The organism is Nitrosomonas halophila, from assembly GCF_900107165.1.
GTDB classification, from domain to species: Bacteria; Pseudomonadota; Gammaproteobacteria; order Burkholderiales; family Nitrosomonadaceae; genus Nitrosomonas; species Nitrosomonas halophila.
In genome coordinates this window covers 1-19,928 of sequence record NZ_FNOY01000054.1, presented here as the reverse complement: position 1 = coordinate 19,928, position 19,928 = coordinate 1, and the positions used below count along the sequence as shown (strand labels likewise).

Sequence of the window (19,928 nt, the reverse complement as noted above, 5' to 3'; positions counted from 1 at the left end):
ATTGTTTGTATGTTCGTTTCTGTCCCATGCTAACACCTCAATAGTTGATAAATATTATCTCTTATTAAAGTGTCCGGTGCTATTAGACCACTACAGCTCTTGTAGTAAATAGCGTCGCGCAAGGCATCAACTTTTTCATCCCACTTGATGATGCATTGAAGTCACTTGGTGCAATTTAGCCGTTGTGCAATATGGCTGGCAAGTTGCCCAACAAACGCTTTGAGAGAGGCGCTCCGTTACCGAAAGCTGAGTCCCTGTAGGTATATATATGCGTTGGTGGGTTGAAGAACAATTAAAAGCAGCTCTTCTGACAGATCTAAAGGATCTGGTGCCGACGGGATATTTCGCGGCTCATAGGCGCCAGGTCGCGAATCATGAATCAAGAAAAACAAAGGCAAGATTTAGAATTATGAATTCTTATTCTCACGCATGACGGGGGACAGTTAGCGAACAAAGAAAAAATAAGTGTAAACTACAGACTATGTCAAGACCACGTCGTTTAGAATTTCCAAACACCCAATGACGATTGGAGCTATTGTGCAAAAGAATAAGGATTCTTCATTCTAGACCTGGCCCTAAAGCTTCTGCTCGTTTGCCACATTTATTGGTTGACTCACGCATCCACAACCTTATAATCCCCATAAGTACCGTTTTCCCGGTAGTTTAGTTCAACAAGGTTTATCCGCCGCCGATATGGCAGCGGCTAGTGCTAGCTTGGGGAAGGCGGCGGATAAACGCTACTCGTTGGGCGCCCCAGAGGATACGCTGTGCCATTCACCAAGTACGCAATTGAGACATTCATTTCGTCCAGGGTTACTGGGCTGAATGAGTGTCGCATCACCGACCTTTCGGCGGAGTTCCCAGCTTCGCGAAATTGGGTATCTGGCTTCGGGTTAATGGTCATCTTCGTCAATCAACCCGTTGAAGAGATGCGACCATTCGCACTTCAGTTTGTAAGGCGCACCGAAATGGCCATTGCCGAGTACATGCGCATGAGGGCCGAAGTTCAAGACCTCATCTCTGGCAACCCGCGCTGGTCACCGTACTATCGAGCCCTTCACCACGCTGAGGCGGCAGCCGCGGTGCTCTATCAGGCCTATGACCTTTCGCGCAAGAAGCTGAAGATCCAACTCTTTAAGTCAAACGACGGAAGTCCACTACAGCGACTGAATCTCATATACACAACGAGCAAGCACCAAACTGCTGATGCCCAAGACCCCGTGTGGCTCACAAACGAGGGTTTTCATACAGAAAATGCGACGTTACTATTTTCTGAGTTTGAAGAACTCGCACGTTCTTGTGCTCGTGTCGCTGAGAGCCTTACCAGCACAAAAGGAGAAGCAGGTGTGCAGACGTAGCCGCCCAATCGGGTAGCTGAGGGTATCTAACCCTCAGACCGGGTCATCGGTGGCAGTCACCCGCCACCGATTCCCACAGAACGTAGCGTGCGGATTTCCCGCACTACGCTCTTCAGGTAATGACTCACAGCACAGCGAATGCCTGAAACTGAGCATAACTCAGCTTCAGTCTTGGTCGCTGTAACGGGAAACATGCTTTGATGTCTTGGAATACTTCCCACGTCACCCGTTCTTCACGGTTTCGGCTGTTCAGCATCTTTCGCCAATAACGTTCTACGAAGTGATGAACTTTATGCAGGCCGCTGAAGTTTCCAGCAATGCCATAGTAGCACGATGGGGCCAGGTCTATAATGACGAATTTCAATTCTCGCAAATAACAACCCAATCATTACACTTATTTTTGCCACCGGTGATTTGCGGCGTTAGGGGCTAATACGTTGACGCCAGTAACCAGGTTTTCTTGAATGATGGGCAACTGCAATAATAATTACTTCATCTGTACTCTCGATAACCACGATGTCATACGGAAACCGTTTGAGTATCAGGCGCTTCAAGCCCTTGGCACCAGATTTACCCGGCATTGGAGAAAGGGGGAGCATATCTGCTTCTATCAGGTCTATAGCTGTTTCTACAGCATTGGCAAATTCTGCACCAAGCCCATCACGCTCCTTATCATACCAGGAGGCCGCAGCTATCGTTTCATTAGCGGCCTCCTGGAGTATCCTTGCTTTCTTCATTACTGGTCCTTGTATCGCGCTCGCATCTTTTGTCTAAATTCCTCGCGATCAAGCAGTTTAGCCTGCCCTGAATCAACCAGAGAAATCCTGTGTAAAATTTCACGGTCCCATGCATCCTCAACACCGCTTTCTCTAGGCTCATCAAGGCTAGCTATAAGGTCATGCGCTAATTCCGCACGTTCTGCCTCGGTAAGTTTCAGCACTTCGGCACGTATCCGTTCCAATGCTTCAGCAGCCATAATGCCTCCAATTTTCAATAATATGGCTATATTAGCCCCAGAAAGAGCCCCTAACAAGGCGCTCGTTCGGACGCAAATAGGCGTCAGGTCTATAGTAAAGAATCAAGAAAAACAAAGGCAGGGCATAGAATTATAAATTCTTATTCTTGGGCGTCAGAATAAATGGTGCCAATCACGCGCACCATGAATCACACGAACAACCTCAATACCATCTTGCACTGTGCGATACAGAATCAAATATTTGCCCACTGCGAAATAGCGAAGCTCTGGGGCAATTTCAGCTCGCAAACGACCCATTAGCGGATTGTTCGCAAGCGCATCGCATTTTTCTTCAATGTCATCGAGCACACGATCAGCTGCCCCGGGATTATCCTGCGCGATGTAAATCCATATTTCAATGAGATCTTCCTCAGCTTGTGCCGTCCTTTTAACTGCCGGCATCACTTTACCGGTTTAGCTCTGATCCATTTCTTGGGCCAATACCCGTTGCCGAGCTTTTTCTTTGATCTCGGCCATATCAGTCAAATGACCAGGGCCACTCTCCAGCCCAGCTTGCCAGAGATTTCGCAACACTTTCATTTCATTTTTTTGAATAGAACGCTTGCGCTTCCAATCGCGCAAAGCTTCCCGAATAACTTCACTACTGCTGGCATATTCACCACTTTCGACGCACTGACGGATGGCTTCAGCCATTTCAGGTGTCAGAGCAATACTTAATTTTTCTACACGTGCCATGATAAAACCTCCTTGCGTTATAGTAGTAATATTTACCACTCAGAGCAACAGCGTCGACTGATACGCACAACGGGGTCAACAAGGGGGTAAGTCAATAATCGAGAACCAAAAATTCTAAAATCCATGAGATCAGCCTTGGCCAATTTCTTTGATTTATTATGCATACGATAACCGGCCGCGCGGCTCTGGATCAGCCGGACCAGCTCCCCCTGCGGCCTCGATCCACGCCTCAATAACTTGCTGAGCATTTGCCACGGCTGCTTCGATGGTTTCTTCGTCAGCCAAACAACCCGGCAGCTACGGAACCTCAACAACAAACGACTGGCCTTCATCACTCCAATAGACAATCAATTCATACCTAATCGGCATGATTCTCTCCCAAGCGGTACTTGACCAGGAGAGCCCTCACCCGTTTAATCAGCCCAAACTTGCTTGCCGCACTCGCTATGAACGCGAGAGATTCTGCCAGCATTTCCATATGAGTAAAACCATGCCTGCTGCTTAAACAGCAGCTATACGATTGCATCGGATGGTTCCATAATTGCGGGTTATGATGGACGCAATATCATGGCAACAAATTTTCGTGCTCCCTATCCAGGAACCATGTTAATCGCATTGATTCAGCAAAGTGCCAGTAAGCGGCCGGCCTGCAAGTGCGGCATCGTTCTGCTTGTCGCCGCGCTGGTCGCGTTGCTTTCCGGCTGCGCTTCGAGATTGATGCTTTACCCTGAACTGGCGCGCAGCATGGATGTTTTTTATCAGCCGCCTGCGGCGCCCGGCCGCTATCGCCTGCAAGCAATCACGGTTAGCAATGATTCGGGGCATGAATTGCGGGGGCTTTTAGTTGAATCTGAAGGAGATGTTGGTACAGTCATTGTGTCAGGCGGAAATGCAATGTCGCGCCATCATACCCTCGAATATTACAGCTTTCTGCTTGGTCATGGCTTCCGGGTATTGGTCATCAGCTTTCAGGGATATGACGATAACGAAGGCCGCGCGGATTTGCATTCGCTCGTTGGCGATGTTGCGGCCTTTCATGCTGATTTGCAGTCAAGATACCCAGGCGAGCGCATTGCTTATTCAGGCCATTCCATCAGCAGCGCCGCAGGATTGTGCCTGCCGCCCAGGATAGAAAAACTGGCTGCGATCATGGTGGAAGGTGCATTCAACCCGAAGGCTATTGCGTACACAAAACTGAAACAGGCTTGGTATTTATGGCCGCTGTTTCCGGTTCTATTACCCGCTGCTCTCGTTGTCAGCGCAACCGTGCCCCACACACTCGATGTCACCGATTGCATTAACAGCTATGACGATATCCCGATCATTTTCGTGCACCACCCTAACGACAGGGTAACACCCTACAGGCAAGCTCTGGATCTGTTCGGCCAATACCGGGGCAGCAAGCAGTTTATCGTGCCACGACGGGCAAATCCACCGCACTATCATGCCAATCTCGGGCATGATGCAAACACTCAGAAGATAATCATTCAGTTCCTGCAGACGTATTTATCAGCCCGATCGCAGTCATCACAAATCGCAGGAAATCTGATAGTTTCCGGAAAAAAATCACTCGAACAGGAAAGTTTTCGGCAGATCATTCAGAAACTGTCTGCCGAGAACAGTTTGACGGCATTACGATCTTGCAGCGATGGCAACGGAAGAGGAAGGCGTGTTGGCGATTGGTATGAATCGGTTAGAGACAGCCGAATGATCGATCCGGCATTTCAGAATGTATAGGAAAGGCAGGCAGGAATTTGTACTATTTTCTTAAAACACTTCCACCCTCCACCAACCAGGCTTCGCTACCACGATGCCCAGCTGGCGGAATCGGTTGCTATCCGGTTTGAATCTTAGTAGGAAGATTCGTAGTCGGAAGCGTCCTCATCGTGGTGGTGTTCATCACCATCACCGTTGTCATCATGCACCTGCTCATTGGTAGCATGCTCATGCTCATCACTGCTCGCCTCTTGGGCAGGTGCTGCTTCAACCAGAGAAGAGAAACGTGCGACATGCGTACCTCTGTGATCCATAGCGAGGAATACGGAAATATTGGTATCCGGGGTGATCTTGAAATCACCGGACCCTCTCATGATATTACCAAAAACCGGTTTGAATCTGACCGTGACGCGATTGCCATCTTTGTCAATTACATTCGCCTTGGCCGAACCTCCCCTGGTTACCACTGGGTTTCGATTTAGATCCTCGACACGCAGTTCCAATCGGCCATCCTTTGCGATCAGTTCTATGTAGTAGGGCCCGATCGCCTGCGTTTGGCTACCTGTCGACTGGTGCTCCCCCGCCACTACCCATGCAGGCGATGCAAACATGAATCCCCAAAAAACAAGAGCGAATAATACCTTTTTCATTGTTGTTCCTCCTATAGATAACAAAAATATCTGACTGATAAAAACACCATGAAAACCAGTGCCGCTTTAAACGGAATGCTGCAGTTATTCATACGCTGCAGAATTAACTGTAGCATATAATGACGATAATCCCTTTTCTTCCTCAAAATTTTCGCCTGCCTGGTCACCAGACAGGTTGCATTTTAAGGATAAAATTGCCCTAAAACTGCTGATCTGCTAGCACAACACCGATCCACCCAACCAGATTTCCGCAATAATACACTGAGCGGACATTGCAACTCCCTTCCGCCCCACCTGTGCTTTGATGAGCACATTCAATGCCTCTTTGCCGCTTCCCACTCTTTTTTTGCAACCGTAACAATTGCGTAAGGGTTGCTGGCACGGCAAGTCGGGCTATCTCCGAGCGCCACCACGACCGCATATACGCCGTTTTCGAGGTCTATGGTACCCCAGTTATAAACATATTGCTCGTCTTCGGGCACATAGCGCATGATGTTGCCGCTGCCGGAAGCAGGCATTGATGACACCGGCTTCACCTCTTCCCCCACGCCTTCAACCGTATCGTAGCGTACCAACCATACTTTTGGTTCAGCATCGGTAACGGGCAAACCATAGGCATCGACCAATCTGATCTTAATCGGAATCACCGGCCCGCTAAAGATGCTGGTGCCATCACCGTTGATCGGCTGCCCAAAGCCCATGAACAGGTAGCTGATACCAAGGGTGTCAGTCGCATTGGACTTCAGGTAATCGAAGCTGCCGCCAAATTCGGCGTAGAGCGTGTGATCACCGGCACCGAGTCCGGACACGGTATAGGACTGCGTCGCAATACCATTGGCACCGGTTATGGCCGCGCGGACGAAGCCAGTATCCACCGCATAGTTGACATCGGCAACCCCGATTCTGGCACCCTCGACCAACTCTTCCAGTGTGGCCGTCAAGTCCACGTCACCCTTGTACAGGACGCATTTGGGCTCAACCGTCAACCTGGTCTCCTTTGGCTGCAACGACTCGTCGAACAATTCGACAGAGAAGTTAATCATATGGCGACGTCCAACCAGAGCAGCACCAGGGCCCGACCCTGCTGCCGAATCAACTGCCAGAATCTCTAGCGCATAGCCGCCAATCGCCGTGGGCGCATTGAAATTGATTTCTACTGTACAGGTGGTCTGGTTGGGCATGCTGTCCGTGCATGTGGTTTCCGCCAAAGCTACCGACAATCGCCCAGGATTAGAGGCTGAGGGCGCAACGATATAATCGACAGTTCCGCCTTCCGGCACATGGCTTATGTTTTTTGAACCAGCGCCTGATCCAGAATTTCGTCGGACGATCCAAGTGGTTGTCACAGCAACCCAATCCCCGGCATACACAGCATGATCAAGTGTCGTATGGCCATTGGCCCTGGTAGCAAAGGCACTGCTGACCGGAGCTGATAAACCATTGATCATGGCATGGGCTGCGGAAGGATACATGACATCTCCGGCTGCAAAAGCCGGCATGCCCGAAGCTGCCGTGATCACAATCAAGGCCGCACTTGCTGCTCTCAAACAATCATAACCATTCATTTTTATTTGTCTTCCCGTTCCATTGCGAACACCCAATCAATGGCAACAACCTTATTTCATGGAAACAATTAAAAATATTGTACGAACGGGCATGTGCTGTGATTCATGCTTACTCATCTGTTTTAAAAGAAAATTTCCAAAAGAGAACGATCGGTATACTTTTTGCAAATAGTGCGCTAGAATGATCATCAGTCAAACATTGTCAGCAGACCGGGAGATAGATTCCCTCCACCTGTACTCATATCATGGAGATTTAGCTATGACGCATTCAACCACCGACATTATCGTGAATGGACTTGACCTGAACCGGATGCGAGCCGCGCTCGATTCAATCAAAGCTGACGGCCAGGGCGATATCGCCAATCCCGGTTACCGCGCGACCGTGGTGTGGGACAGCGGCTATCACAGCACCACGCACACCACCGATGGCCAAGTAGTGATTTCCGACGAACCCAAGCGCTATGGCGGGGAAGAAATGGGTGCCACGCCGGAAGATTTGCTGCTGGCAGCCGTGGGGGCCTGCCTGGTCAATACTTATATTGCCGCTTTATCAGCCGCCCACATCCATGTGGAATCCTTGCGCATGAACGTTTCAGGGCGGGTCAATTTCCGGACAGCCTTTGGTCTGGAGGCAGGCACGCCTGGCTACGAAAACATCAAAATCGTTGTTGACATCCAGACCGATGCCCAGGCAGAAAAAGTCACCGCGCTCATGGAAAAAGTCTTTCCAACCGCACCCATCCCGGACACGATCATGCGGCCGGTACCGATCAATGTCGAGATCGTTCACCACGCCGAAGCAACCGCAACACACGCTTCCTGAGTAATACGTCCGCGCATAAGAATAAATGGCAGCTGGCCCACAGACCAGCCGCCATTTATACCGATCGCATCACACGGATTTTGCACATGGATAGCTGTATACCCAAACAAGGTTAACTATGAAAAATAACGATATTAACGATGTAGTCGTGGTCGGCGCAGGCCCGGCAGGATTGTCGGCCGCCTACGAGCTGGCCAGAGCGGGCCTGGAACCACTGGTGCTGGAACGCACCGCTGCGGTGGGGGATGTCTGGCGCAATCACTATGATGGCGTACGCCTGAATTCCGGCCGCTATTTCTCGGCCTTGTCAGGCAGCAAATTCCCCCTCTCCGCCGGCGCCTGGCCTTCGCGCGAGGAAGTGGTTCGCCTGCTGGAAACCTTCCCGGAGCGGGGCGGTTTTACAGTACAAACCAACATCGATATCCAACAGGTCAATTACGATTCCAGCCGCGACCTGTGGATTATCACCAGTACCGATGGCAAACGCTTTGAAGCACGCGCCGTGGTCATGGCCATTGGCGGCTGCCGCATTCCGGTCATACCCAAATGGGAAGGGATGGACACTTTCCCCGGCGAAATCATTCACTCCTCGAAGTTCAAGAACGCGCAAGATTTTGCCGGCAAGCATGTGCTGGTGATCGGCACCGGCAACTCTGCCGCCGAAATCGCCAGCAGACTGACTGAACATGCCAGCCATGTCACCGTATCGGGCAGAACGCCTCCGCACATCCTGCCCAAAAGCATTTTTGGCATTCCACTGATCGGTATTGGCGTATGGACCCGCTACTGGCCCGGTACGATTGTGGATCGCATATTGAGCTTCCTGCAGCGCAGCATGATCGGCGACCTGAGCGCGCAGGGTCTTCCCTACCCGGCTCTGCCGCTCTCCAAACAATACGCCATCAACAACGTCGTACCGATTCTCTATCGCCCTTTCGTGGATGATGTCCGGGCCGGCCGGATCAGAATCGTTGGCCCGATTCAGAAAATTACCGGACGCACCGTACATGTCCTGCGCACGCTGACAACCGATCCCGACAGCGCCAATTCACTCACCACACTGGAGCCCGATGTCATCATCGCGGGTACAGGTTTTCGCACCGGGATTTCGAAACTGGTTCAAGTACCGGGCATTACCGATGAAAGTGACAGGTCGGTCATTTCAGGCGACCAGGAATTCAAGGATGCCCCCCGCCTCTACTTCATCGGGCAAGTGAATCCATTAAGCGGTCTGCTGCGGGAAATCCGTCTCGAAGCTGGCAGAATCGCAAAAAAAATCAAACAACAATTGGCAGCGGGACGATAATGGAGAATTTCGATCAAACTGCGCTGCCGCCCTGAGGGTGAAGCGCCCAACCCATCATTGTTATGTTAGACACCGGCATGCGGGCACGCCCCAAAAATCCTTCACGGAAAGAAGCCAATAAAAGAAAATTGCTGCAGACAGCCTGCCGCCTGTTTTGCAAGGAAGGCATACATGCCACGGGCATCGCCAGAATCATCGAAGAATCGGGTGTTTCCCGCCGCACGCTGTATCTGCATTTCGGCTCGAAAGAAAACTTGCTCAAGGCAGTATTCGAAGCGGAAGCAAGCATCTGGTTTCGCTGGTTCGATTGGGATCTGCCACAAATACAATGCTCTCCCGTCGAGCGCATCCTGGCCTTGTTCGATCTGATGCAGAACTGGTTCAAAAGCAAGGATTTTTATGGCTGCGTGTTCATCAACGCGGTCGCCGAACACGACAAGGGCAACAGCTGGATCCAGGAGACTGCCAACCGGCACAGGGAAAAAATCAACGCCAGGCTGCAAGCAATGGTTGCGCAAAGTGGCGTGCAGGATCCCGAATTGGTCACGGAGAAATTGAGCCTACTGATCGACGGCACCATCGTGACTGCGATGGTAACCGGCGATGGCGCAGTCGCTCATATCGGACGCCTGACTGCCGAGGACATTCTGCGCAGCGCCCCTTGCACCAATAACCAGGCATCAAAGACGCACCCAATTTAAGGGCTCGCTAATGAATAACTTGGGCATACGTTGTTACGTATTCGGGAAAGATGCAAGGCGCGAGGCGAAGCCGAATGGTCATTCCATTCGCGAGCCTCGCAACGCCGCAGATGCCCGAATACGCAACAACTCTTCGAGCTGGGGTCGCTTTTGGCGCATACCGGCGTTGCAAGCCACTGGTTGCGAATGACACAACGGCATGTCTTGCGCCTTGGTCTGCGCCAAAATCGACCCCAGCATATGCTCAAGTTATTTATTAACGAACCCTAACAGAGGAACACTCCCTTGAACTGGTCATTAAATTTAGACAAGATGATGCCCGCACCGTTACGCGTTTTGCTGAAAGGTGCCGGGCAAGTCGTTTTCTGCAACAACGCCGTCACCGGGCTGATCGTGCTGGCGGCACTCTATGCTGGCGGAACGGTCACAGGACTGGCTGCGACCATTGGCTTGATCAGCAGCACCGCGACTGCCTATGTTTGCAGATTCTGCCAAGAAGATATCGACGCAGGCCTATATGGCTTCAACGGTGTATTGGCTGGCGCCTGCCTCTCGATATTTCTTGAACACACTCCCCAGCTGTGGCTCTACATCGTATTGGCATCCATGCTGTCGAGCCTCATGTGGGCAGCTCTGACCAGAATGCTCCGGTTCTTCAACATGCCAGCCGCAACCTCGCCATTTGTCCTGGTCAGCTGGGTATTCCTGGTAACGATCTACGCCTTCGACAGCTACACACTTGGCCCAGCCTTACCGGTAGCGAGCATGCAGTCAGCCGCCCTAGACATAGGCGCCCTCTCTCTGGAAACATGGTTCAGTACACTGGCAAAAGGCATAGGCCAGGTTATCTTTACCGACAATACGCTTGCCGGCAGCATGCTGCTTATCGGCATCGCCATTGCCACGCTGCGCGGCGCGTTGATGGTGATTGGCGGCGCCTTCATCGGGATTGTCGTACCCGCAATGCTCGGCGTTCATGCAAGCGCCATCGAGGCCGGGCTCTATGGGTTCAATCCGGTGCTGGCCATGATTGCGGTCGGTTGGGTTTTTTTTGAACCCAGTGCAAAAAGCGCGATGCTAGCGGTCCTGGCCGGGATTCTGGCCGTGCTGTGCCAGACGGGGTTGACCAGCCTGCTGTCGCCCTTGGGCCTTCCGGTTCTGGCATCGCCCTTTATTCTTACTCTATGGATAATGCTGTTTATCGTGAGCAAATCCAGGTCTTGGTCTTCACCGGAGAAAGCGACGGAAACCAGCTAGCGGGCAGCAAAGCAGCCCCAGCAACCCGCAACAACCTGGAAATCTCAGTGGGATAGACTGAACCGGGATTTCCAGCTTGCATACCGCTTCGGCCCTGCCACGCGATCATGAATAACCCAATCGGCAAAGGGCGGCAGCTTCAGGCCCAACACCACTGCCATATCCCTCTTACTGCGATAAATCAGCGGTTACATTTATCATCCAGCTGATCCCAAAACGGTCAGTGAGTATGCCAAACCGGGGGGACCAGAATGTCTTGGCCAGCGGCTGCTGCACTTGCCCGCCGTCAGCGAGCGCGGCAAAAATACGGTCTGCCTCCACTTCAGTCAGCACGGTCAGCGCAAGCGAAAAACCACCAAAACCTATATTTTCTCCATGGCTGTCTGACGCCATCAGTGTAGTGGTGCCGATACGAAAAGTGGCGTGCATGATCTTGTTCTCAAAGCCCGGCGGGAGTGCGCCGACTGGCGGCGGCTCCGGACTGTCCCGGTAACGCAAAAGCAGATCCACTTGCGCATCGAGTGAACTTCGATAGAATTCGAGCGCCTCTTCGCAACACCCGTCAAAAAACAAATAGGGTTGAACCAGCACATTGAACATGATTACACCTCCAATTCTCGCTTGCTTTCACTGACGCATGTCAGGGCTCGCGACTGACGGGTTGAATACTTCGTTCACCCGGCTGAAAGAACCGCCGGGCGTTGGTCCGCCGCTGATTGCATACAGGCGTCCATCAACCACCGCCGCACCCAGGCCGTGCCGTGCTGTCGGCAACGGCGTCATGGACCGCCATTGGTCCGTCGCAGGATGATAGGCCTCATTGGTGGCAAAAGTCCCTGCTTCGGATTCTCCGCCTACGACATAAATCCACTCTCCGATGACGCCCGCAGTCATGCCGCTCCGGGCAGTGGGCAGGCTGGCCCGCGATTGCCACTGATTGGTTTGGGGATCATATGCCTCCACCACCCCCATATTCCGCTGATAATCCAACTCGGGCCGGCCGCCAATGGCATAAATATGGTCACCAGCTGCCACGACCGCCAAATGGTCTCTTGGCGTCGGCATCGGCCTTGCGGATGACCAAGTATTGGTTTTGGGATCAAAAATTTCCACTGCCGCAGCATTACGCTTGCCGTCATAACCACCGATGGCATACAGGCGGTCCCGGTATACGGCCACTCCCAGTCCGCCGCGTGCCGTTGGCATGGGCGCCATCTCGCGCCATTCCCGGGTGGCAGGATTGTATTGGTAAACATTTGACGTGGCATGCCAGATGGACAGGAAGGAATGGGCAAAACCGCCAACCACGTACAAGAACCCATCAAGCTCGGCAATCCCCGCATGGTGCCTGCCCGCCGGAAGAGACGTCGTCATCGACCATGAGTCGGCAGCGGGATCATAGACCTCCACATCACCGCTGATAGCAAACTCCAGGATATTCTGCCAGCTGGGTTTGGCAAAGCCGCCGACCACGTAAATCTTGCCATCAAGCGCCGCCGCGGCAACCTCCGTCCGCTCCATGAGAGCGGGAGCGGCCATTGTCCAAGCGCCCGTGCCGGTGGCTTCGGCCCGCATCGCATCCGGCCTTGCCAGACACAAACCCAAAAAGCCTGCAAGGATCAAAAATTTCAAGGTAGGCATGGGATATTCCTCCTGAACGTAATTGATAGGAACAAATACACGACTTGCACATTTCAGCGCCCCCATCCATATTCGGCCACAAACCAGACCCATCTTTCAGCAACAAAAAGGATGGGCGGGGCCGCTTACATCTTACGCCCACCCCCGATAGAATGCACCCCTGACCAGATCACACCGGCAGGATTCGCTATCAGTATAATCCGTCCATGCATTCATTCAGGAGGCATTCATGAACCTGAGTCTTTTTCGTCACGCCTTTGTGCTGATTCTGCTGGCACTCATTTCCGGTTTGTTCGTGTCGTCAATGGCAGTCCCGCGGCTGGGTCTCGCAGCGCACACCATCGGCATCCTCGGCGGCGTGCTGCTGATCGCCATCGGGGCCATTTGGCAACACTTCCATTTGTCTGGCAGACAGTATTTCTGGCTCCAATGGTCATGGCTTTATTCCAGCTATGCCAATTGGCTCGGTTGTCTGATCGGAGCCATACTCGGAACCGGCCAGACCACACCGGTGGCATCGGCAGGATTCGTTGGCAACGCTGCTGCAGAAAATCTGGTGGGGATGACCCTCGGAAGCGTTGTCCTCACATCGTTTATCGCAGTCGGACTGTCGCTTTGGGGGCTGCGACGCCATGCCGTGTAGAAGCCACGAACCAGGCGCAGGTCACCCTACTACAACAGTCCGCTTCCACCATCTCGTTGCTTACCATTCGCAGGAATTCACGGCTTGAATTAACCACGAATGATTGAGTGGTGATGTTCTGATAGGTTGAGTTTTGTCATGTAGCAGGGTGGAGACGTGACAACCGGCCCAATTACGGGTGATACACAACCGAGGTGGTTTTTATTATTAGTGTCCATTGGTGCGCATTCGTGGTTTGAATTGTAGTTTTTCTCTATATGGCGATTGACTAACAATCGTCCGGGTTTGACAGTGCGAATGCACACGAATGATTGAGTAGTGATGTTTACATGGGTTGAGTCTTGTCATATCTAAAGCTTTATTCACGAACCGGCCCTATTCTCAAAGGATTGCCGGCATGTTTGACATCCACTCCAGCTTTCAGTAGATTCTAAAAAGGAGAGGCTGTCAACTTCTGCTTTCCTTCGGTGTTTCTGTTGGACGATCGAACGATCCGCCGTCTCAGGCTCAATCCTGGGCCGTATCGATGGCAGATTTCATGCAAGGAGCATGCGATGACGCTTGACCCCTTTATTCTTGCCCGCATACAGTTCGCTGCCAACATCAGTTTCCATATTCTTTTCCCCGCCATTACGATGGGCCTGGCTTGGTTGCTGATGTATTTCCGCATCCGCTACACGTTGAGCCGCAACCAGGTATGGGAGCAGGCCTACTACTTCTGGGTCAAGATTTTTGCCCTCAGTTTTGCGATGGGTATCGTCTCTGGCGTTACCATGAGCTTCCAGTTTGGCACCAACTGGCCCGGTTTCATGGAGCGGGCAGGCAATATCGCTGGCCCCTTGCTGGGCTACGAAGTGTTGACAGCATTTTTTCTCGAAGCATCGTTCCTTGGCATCATGCTGTTTGGCAAGAATCGTGTTTCCAACCGCCTTCACCTCGTTTCCACCTTCCTGGTGGCTTTCGGCACCACCCTGTCGGCTTTCTGGATTCTGAGTCTCAATTCCTGGATGCAAACGCCAACCGGTTACACTATCGAAGAAGGCGAATTCATGGTCAAAAGCTGGTGGGAAATAATTTTCAATCCCTCATTTCCCTACCGCTTTACCCACATGATGATCGCCTCGCTGCTGACCAGCGCCTTCCTGGTAGCTGGAATCAGCGCCTGGCGCATACTCAAGGGTGCAGCGGGCCCCGACACTTGGCGTGCAATGAAAACCGGCATCGCCATGGCTGCACTGCTGGCCCCGATTCAGATTCTGGTGGGCGATCTGCACGGACTCAATACCCTGCAGCATCAACCGGCCAAGATTGCTGCCATGGAAGCTGTCTGGGGAACCGAGCGCGGCGCGCCTCTGGTGTTGTTTGGCTGGCCGGATGAAGAGCGCCGCGAGACGCGTTGGGCAGTACAGATCCCCAAGGGCGCCAGTCTGATCCTCACCCATGAGCTGGATGGCGAAATCCTTGGACTCAATGAATTCGAGGGCGCACACCCGCCAGTGGCGATAGTTTTCTGGGCATTCCGCGTCATGGTCATCATCGGCATCCTGATGCTGATAATCGCCTGGTGGAGCGTATGGGCATTACGTGGCGGACGCCGCCCCAGTCAGTTGCTGCTCAGGTCGCTCTCATGGATGACCTTCTCCGGCTGGATCGGCGTGCTGGCCGGCTGGTATGTCACGGAAATCGGCCGCCAACCCTGGATTGTGCAGGATTTGATGACCACTGCCGAAGTCGTGGCCGATCACAGCGCCGCCACCCTGACCGGCACCTTATTCGGCTACCTGTTGCTGTATCTGTTTTTATTGATATCCTACATTGGCGCGCTCCGTTACCTGTCCGCCAAGCCGGCGCCAGCGGCGATCCCACGACACGCCCCCCCGGCAATCCAGACCGATTTGAGAGGAGGTTGATATGGAATACTGGCTACCAGTGATCTACCTGGGCATCATGGGGCTCGCACTGCTGGTGTATGTGATTCTCGACGGCTACGATCTTGGCGTTGGCCTGCTGCTGCCCGGTGCCAGCGAGGCGGAAAAAGATACCATGATCGCTTCCATCGGCCCCTTTTGGGATGCCAACGAGACCTGGCTCGTGCTCGGTATTGGCGTACTGCTGATCGCCTTCCCCAAGGCACATGGCATCATCCTGACCGCACTCTATATTCCGGTCACACTGATGCTGTTCGGATTGATTCTGCGCGGAGTCGCCTTCGATTTGCGGGTCAAGGCCGGCGATGCCCGCAAAGGGCTATGGAACAAAGCTTTTTTCATTGGCTCCCTGCTCGCCTCACTGGCCCAAGGCTGGATGCTGGGTGCCTATATCACCGGACTTGAAACCACTCGGCTGAGCCTACTGTTTGCGGCACTGATTGCCGTCACGCTACCTGCACTCTATATTTTACTGGGCGCGGCCTGGTTGTTGATGAAAACCGAAGGGGCGCTATTTGCCAAAGCGGTGCGCTGGGCGAGGTTGGCATTGTTACCAATGGGGTTGGCATTGGTGCTGGTATCGATCGCCACACCCCTGGTGAGCGATGCCATTGCCGAGCGCTGGTTCACATTGCCCAATGCCATTGGTCTGCTGCCGATCCCACTTGGCTGTGTGCTGTTGTTTATTGGCATGGCCTGGATAGTGGGCAGACCGGAGCTGCTGGCACGTGGCTATGCCTGGCTGCTGTTTGCCGGACTGGTCGCGTTATGCATACTGGCCTCACTGGGACTGGCCTTCAGTCTGTTTCCCGACATCATCATCGGCCAGATGGATATCTGGCAAGCTGCCGCCAGTGTCGACTCCCTGCTGTTCATCTTGGTCGGGATTGCCATCACCTTGCCCGCCATCATTGGCTACAGCATTTTCGTATATCGCGTTTTCCACGGAAAAGCCAGCGATTTACGCTATGAGTGAGAAACCTGCGGCTTCCGAAACGAAGCTTATTCGGCATCGTTGCCCGGTCCATGAGGCAACCCGGCCTATTCCACCGAGCATATCGATCAAAAGACGAGCACCTTGCCGGGTCGCAAATCATGAAAAATAAAGAAACAGAAACAAATATATAAACTCTTTATTCGCTGCCTGGCCCCATTACTATGCGTGCGCGGCAGCTCCGTTGACAAACAGCGGATCATACGCCAATGTCTTCGGACCAGAGCGACGGCTGGTTTTCTACAAACTCACGCATAAGCTTGATACAAGCCGGATCCTGAATGATCTCAATCTCAACACCATGGTCTGAAAGCCACTGCTCCTCGCCCATGAAGGACTGATTTTCGCCGATAACAACCCTCGGAATACCATAGAGTATAATGGCACCGCTGCACATGGCGCATGGTGAAAGTGTCGTGTAGAGAGTGCACTCGCGGTAGAATGCGGCAGATCGACGCCCTGCATTTTCAATCGCATCCATTTCGCCATGAAGGATGGCGCTGCCTTTCTGGACGCGACGGTTGTGACCGCGGCCGGCGATGGTGCCGGAATGCACGAGGACAGAGCCAATAGGGATGCCACCCTCAGACAAGCTACGCTCGGCCTCTTCTATTGCTGCGCGCAGGAATGGATCCATGGTATTCCTCCTCAAGTCATGGTCAAATAATGCAGGAACGCGCTAGGAGGCTGTCAATGCCAGTTGCATACTGATCCGTTTTTTTTGACAATCTGCGATTTAGACTTTCTCGCTTACTTCCCATCATATGCCCTTTGAAGCTGAGCGAGATCAAATTTCTTCATCTTGAGAAATGCTTGGGTAACTCGGCCCAATCTCTCGGCATCCTGATCCTGCATCATTTTGTCCATGACAGCCGGTACGATTTGCCATGAAAGACCATACTTGTCCTTAAGCCAGCCGCATTGTTCAGCCTCCGGAACGACAGAAAGCTTTTCCCAGTAGCCGTCGATCTCGTTCTGATCTTCGCAATTCACCATAAACGAAAGGGCTTCGTTAAAGGAAAAATCGTGCTCGCGGGCGCTGTCCATGGCAGCGAACCACTGCCCCTCCAGCATGAAGTCGGTGAACATCAGCGCGCCCTCCTTGTCGGGTTCCATGCCCGCTGGGTAGCGCACCATTACACCGCGTTTAGAATTCTTGAATACAGAGAGGTAGAACTCGGAGGCCTCCTCCGCCTTGCCGTACACGCCCCCTACGAACAGGAGCGACGGGATAATAAACGGCCGCATCCCACCCTCTGGGTTGGTGAGTATGAGCTGCCATGACAGCCCATACTTGTCTCGAATCCACCCGTAGCGTTCGCTGAAGGGATAATTGTCGATCGGCATCAATACTTCCCCGCCCTCGGAGAGTTTCACCCACACTTCATCGATTCTTGTTTTCGCGTCCTTGTCCTGGCCCTGGTCGAAGTTGACCATGAGAGATACCGATGGGTTGAACCTGCACATAGGGCCCGCACTTATCGCTATAAACGAGCACCCTCCCAGCACGAACGACACGACATCGCAGTCACCCGACGGCGTATTGTGCAGCACAGTAATGCCTTTGATTCTTGAATCGGGAAAGATAGAGCAATAGAAATTTGCTGCTTCTTCTGCTTCCCTGTCGAACCACAGATGTGGAACGATCCTTTGGTTGATCACTGCCATCGAATTCTCCTTACAAGGCTAACCCCAAGCTCACCGGTGGCTATGGAGCGCAGCGGAATTTTCGTCCGGTGCCGCGACTTGTTATTTGCCTGCATTTTCAACGTGCTTCTTAAAAATGTTTCAGAATCCTTTGCCAACCTTGCCGTTGTTGCTCAGCAGAAAGCTCATCTTCGGCTTCGAAGGCTTCTACAACTCGAATTCCCTGCTCAGTTTCAGAGAAGGTGATTCTCATTTTCGATCATCATCGAGCGCGAATTCAACACTTTGAAGCACATTGATTGCTGTAAACGTTCCTTCAAAGTCGAATCCCATTGCACCATCCTTCGCCTCCATACGATAGCTGAATTTGCCGCCAACCCTGAAATCAATTTTGAGATCTGAGAATATCAATCGACTGATGCAAAATTCCATTTCTTGATGCCGTCAGGCGTTATCCAGGCAGACCAAACCTGTGCTATCGGTGTGCTCACTGTCGTTTCTATCGAGATTTCCACCCTTACTCCTTTCGTAATCCGAGAGTCTTGGCAACCAACCTCCGCGTAGTGAGCTAGTTTGGAAAATCAGCGAAAAATCCGCTCCAATTGACGCGTCAAGCAGTTTCACCCAGATCGCCTTTATGTATCTCATAGCGGGCTTCAGCCATCCCCGCACTCATCTGACGAACAGAAACCAGGCGCAAGATTGGACTTAGCACACGACGAGGAAAAAGCGGCTTTCCTTTGCCAAGAGTGACCGAGCCAATCTGGACGATAAGTTCATCCAGCAAGCCTGCATCGTAGAATTGTCCCGCGAGCTCACCGCCCCCAACGATCCAGATATTCTTGCCATCCGCAGCCGCTCGCATTTTGGCATGAACCGGACTCACATCACCACTGACGAACCGTACATCTGCACCGTCAACTCTTGGAAGCATTCGGCTTGAGAATACCCATGCCGGTTGAGCATAAGGCCAAGGCGAGCCTGCTTCCTCAGCAATCTTACTTGCGTTGCGCAGCATCCATTCATAGGTAGCCGATCCCATAGCCAAAGAACCAATTTCCGATATAAACGCTGGATAACTGGAATTATTCAGATCGCCGAGAGGGAAAAGCCAATCCAATGAGTCATCTTCCGTTGCGATGAATCCATCAAGGCTTGTGGCTGTGTAGTACTGGGTTTTCATGGCTTAATTGCTACCCCATTACTGCCGACTAATGAACTAGACATAACATAAAAGCACAAAGGGGGATTAGACTAAACAACCACCGGTTCAAGCCGGTGGGTTTGAGTTACGGACTGAAAGCCCGTATACGCGTCGACTGAACGACGCATCTTATTCCGGTTCCATTTTAAAATTATCATTTGGATTGGGTTCAAAGTGATGCTCCAAATATTATTTGATCATTTCCTCTGTCATCTGGCCCACTGTCGCACGTAAATATCCTCGCGCCCAAAAATGCCTTCCCCAATACTTCCTTTTCAAGTGGGGAAACTCTTCAAACAGATAGCTTGATGTCCAACTTTTTATCCGCCTCATAATCTCACTCGGAGCCATCTCCGGCGGACAACTCACCAGTATATGCGCATGATTTTACTTACCATTCCCTGTACAACTCTGATTTCGAATACTTCGCACGTCTGACGCACCAACTTTCGAACCCGTTCTGCTACCTCCCCTTTCAGAACCTTATATCTAAGCTTCGTTATCCATACAAAATGATACTCAATCTGGTAAACCGCATGACTTCCATGTCTATAATCCATGCCACACCTCCTGTGTGACATATTCTCGCAGCTAAAGCCGGTGGATTTAACCTTGTGATGGATACTAAACAACCACCAGCTAAAGCTGGTGGGTTAGTGACAATGACTAAAGTCAGGATACGGGTCTTAACCCAACTTCGTGACCCTATCTCAAACATCCCCAATTTTTCAACAAGTTAAAATTTTCAACTGGAGTCGGTTGGCACTACGGATTTTTTTCTGTC

At 52.1% G+C, this 19,928-nt stretch carries 22 protein-coding genes and 1 pseudogene; 9 read left to right on the top strand and 14 right to left on the bottom strand.

Going from position 1 to position 19,928, the window contains the following annotated elements:
* Positions 1-767 precede the first annotated feature (767 nt).
* Positions 768-1,358: a hypothetical protein gene (locus BLV85_RS11140; protein ID WP_090415168.1), complete on the top strand. Its 591-nt coding sequence runs from the start codon at positions 768-770 to the stop codon at positions 1,356-1,358.
* A 422-nt stretch (positions 1,359-1,780) separates the two neighbouring features.
* On the opposite strand, the gene BLV85_RS11135 is transcribed toward BLV85_RS11140, so the two are convergent.
* From BLV85_RS11135 to BLV85_RS11120, 4 genes are all read right to left on the bottom strand, one after another.
* Positions 1,781-2,095: a type II toxin-antitoxin system RelE/ParE family toxin gene (locus tag BLV85_RS11135; RefSeq protein WP_090415166.1), complete on the bottom strand. Its 315-nt coding sequence runs from the start codon at positions 2,093-2,095 to the stop codon at positions 1,781-1,783.
* A complete protein-coding gene (locus BLV85_RS11130) occupies positions 2,095-2,334 on the bottom strand; it encodes an addiction module protein (RefSeq protein WP_090415164.1) in 240 nt (79 codons plus the stop codon). Before BLV85_RS11130 ends, BLV85_RS11135 begins: the two co-directional genes overlap by 1 nt.
* A 153-nt stretch (positions 2,335-2,487) precedes the next feature.
* The gene (locus BLV85_RS11125; protein WP_090415163.1) at positions 2,488-2,775 is read right to left on the bottom strand and encodes a type II toxin-antitoxin system RelE/ParE family toxin; all 288 of its coding nucleotides are present in this window, start codon (positions 2,773-2,775) and stop codon (positions 2,488-2,490) included.
* A gap of 12 nt (positions 2,776-2,787) precedes the next feature.
* The gene (locus tag BLV85_RS11120) at positions 2,788-3,069 is read right to left on the bottom strand and encodes a type II toxin-antitoxin system ParD family antitoxin (protein ID WP_090415161.1); all 282 of its coding nucleotides are present in this window, start codon (positions 3,067-3,069) and stop codon (positions 2,788-2,790) included.
* Between the two features lie 567 nt (positions 3,070-3,636).
* Between BLV85_RS11120 and BLV85_RS11110 the strand changes: the two genes are divergently transcribed.
* Positions 3,637-4,806: an alpha/beta hydrolase gene (locus BLV85_RS11110; protein ID WP_143032330.1), complete on the top strand. Its 1,170-nt coding sequence runs from the start codon at positions 3,637-3,639 to the stop codon at positions 4,804-4,806.
* 113 nt (positions 4,807-4,919) lie between these two features.
* Here the strand turns inward: BLV85_RS11110 and BLV85_RS11105 are convergent, their stop codons facing one another.
* A complete protein-coding gene (locus tag BLV85_RS11105) occupies positions 4,920-5,435 on the bottom strand; it encodes a hypothetical protein (protein WP_090415156.1) in 516 nt (171 codons plus the stop codon).
* 314 nt (positions 5,436-5,749) lie between these two features.
* Positions 5,750-7,000, bottom strand: a complete 1,251-nt coding sequence (locus BLV85_RS11100) for a PxKF domain-containing protein (protein ID WP_090415154.1) — start codon at positions 6,998-7,000, stop codon at positions 5,750-5,752.
* A gap of 259 nt (positions 7,001-7,259) precedes the next feature.
* On the opposite strand from BLV85_RS11100, the gene BLV85_RS11095 reads away from it, so the two are divergent.
* The 4 genes from BLV85_RS11095 (at position 7,260) to yut (ending at position 11,087) form a co-directional block, all read left to right on the top strand.
* Positions 7,260-7,823, top strand: coding sequence for an OsmC family protein (locus BLV85_RS11095; protein ID WP_090415151.1), 564 nt, complete (start codon positions 7,260-7,262; stop codon positions 7,821-7,823).
* 118 nt (positions 7,824-7,941) lie between these two features.
* Positions 7,942-9,129, top strand: coding sequence for a flavin-containing monooxygenase (locus tag BLV85_RS11090; RefSeq protein WP_090415149.1), 1,188 nt, complete (start codon positions 7,942-7,944; stop codon positions 9,127-9,129).
* A 62-nt stretch (positions 9,130-9,191) separates the two neighbouring features.
* Positions 9,192-9,830 (top strand): TetR/AcrR family transcriptional regulator, encoded by a 639-nt coding sequence (locus tag BLV85_RS11085; RefSeq protein WP_245725188.1) that lies wholly within the window; start codon positions 9,192-9,194, stop codon positions 9,828-9,830.
* A gap of 285 nt (positions 9,831-10,115) precedes the next feature.
* Complete coding sequence (gene yut / locus BLV85_RS11080; protein WP_090415147.1) at positions 10,116-11,087, top strand: urea transporter; 972 nt, start codon at positions 10,116-10,118, stop codon at positions 11,085-11,087.
* 168 nt (positions 11,088-11,255) lie between these two features.
* Here the strand turns inward: yut and BLV85_RS11075 are convergent, their stop codons facing one another.
* Entirely contained in the window at positions 11,256-11,687 is a 432-nt protein-coding gene (locus tag BLV85_RS11075; protein ID WP_090415146.1) for a VOC family protein, read from the bottom strand.
* A gap of 27 nt (positions 11,688-11,714) precedes the next feature.
* A complete protein-coding gene (locus BLV85_RS11070; RefSeq protein ID WP_090415143.1) occupies positions 11,715-12,728 on the bottom strand; it encodes a Kelch repeat-containing protein in 1,014 nt (337 codons plus the stop codon).
* A 229-nt stretch (positions 12,729-12,957) separates the two neighbouring features.
* Here BLV85_RS11070 and BLV85_RS11065 point away from each other — a divergent pair, with 229 nt between their 5' ends.
* The 3 genes from BLV85_RS11065 to BLV85_RS11055 all read left to right on the top strand — a co-directional run bounded on the left by BLV85_RS11065 (position 12,958) and on the right by BLV85_RS11055 (position 16,275).
* On the top strand, positions 12,958-13,371 hold the full coding sequence (locus BLV85_RS11065; protein WP_090415141.1) for a styrene oxide isomerase: 414 nt from the start codon (positions 12,958-12,960) through the stop codon (positions 13,369-13,371).
* A 554-nt stretch (positions 13,372-13,925) separates the two neighbouring features.
* Positions 13,926-15,281: a cytochrome ubiquinol oxidase subunit I gene (locus BLV85_RS11060; protein WP_090415139.1), complete on the top strand. Its 1,356-nt coding sequence runs from the start codon at positions 13,926-13,928 to the stop codon at positions 15,279-15,281.
* A 1-nt stretch (position 15,282) separates the two neighbouring features.
* Positions 15,283-16,275 (top strand): cytochrome d ubiquinol oxidase subunit II, encoded by a 993-nt coding sequence (locus BLV85_RS11055; RefSeq protein WP_090415137.1) that lies wholly within the window; start codon positions 15,283-15,285, stop codon positions 16,273-16,275.
* Positions 16,276-16,492: 217 nt separating this feature from the next.
* On the opposite strand, the gene BLV85_RS11050 is transcribed toward BLV85_RS11055, so the two are convergent.
* The 6 genes and pseudogenes from BLV85_RS11050 to tnpA all read right to left on the bottom strand — a co-directional run bounded on the left by BLV85_RS11050 (position 16,493) and on the right by tnpA (position 19,704).
* Positions 16,493-16,930: a nucleoside deaminase gene (locus BLV85_RS11050; RefSeq protein ID WP_090415135.1), complete on the bottom strand. Its 438-nt coding sequence runs from the start codon at positions 16,928-16,930 to the stop codon at positions 16,493-16,495.
* A 113-nt stretch (positions 16,931-17,043) separates the two neighbouring features.
* A complete protein-coding gene (locus BLV85_RS11045; RefSeq protein WP_090415133.1) occupies positions 17,044-17,961 on the bottom strand; it encodes a VOC family protein in 918 nt (305 codons plus the stop codon).
* Between the two features lie 109 nt (positions 17,962-18,070).
* Positions 18,071-18,193 (bottom strand): SRPBCC family protein, encoded by a 123-nt coding sequence (locus tag BLV85_RS15830; protein ID WP_281245748.1) that lies wholly within the window; start codon positions 18,191-18,193, stop codon positions 18,071-18,073.
* Positions 18,190-18,372: an SRPBCC family protein gene (locus tag BLV85_RS15490; RefSeq protein ID WP_218132821.1), complete on the bottom strand. Its 183-nt coding sequence runs from the start codon at positions 18,370-18,372 to the stop codon at positions 18,190-18,192. Before BLV85_RS15490 ends, BLV85_RS15830 begins: the two co-directional genes overlap by 4 nt.
* A 178-nt stretch (positions 18,373-18,550) precedes the next feature.
* On the bottom strand, positions 18,551-19,123 hold the full coding sequence (locus BLV85_RS11035) for a dihydrofolate reductase family protein (protein ID WP_090415131.1): 573 nt from the start codon (positions 19,121-19,123) through the stop codon (positions 18,551-18,553).
* Positions 19,124-19,333: 210 nt separating this feature from the next.
* A pseudogene (gene tnpA / locus BLV85_RS11030) lies at positions 19,334-19,704 on the bottom strand (IS200/IS605 family transposase).
* Between the last annotated feature and the right edge of the window lie 224 nt (positions 19,705-19,928).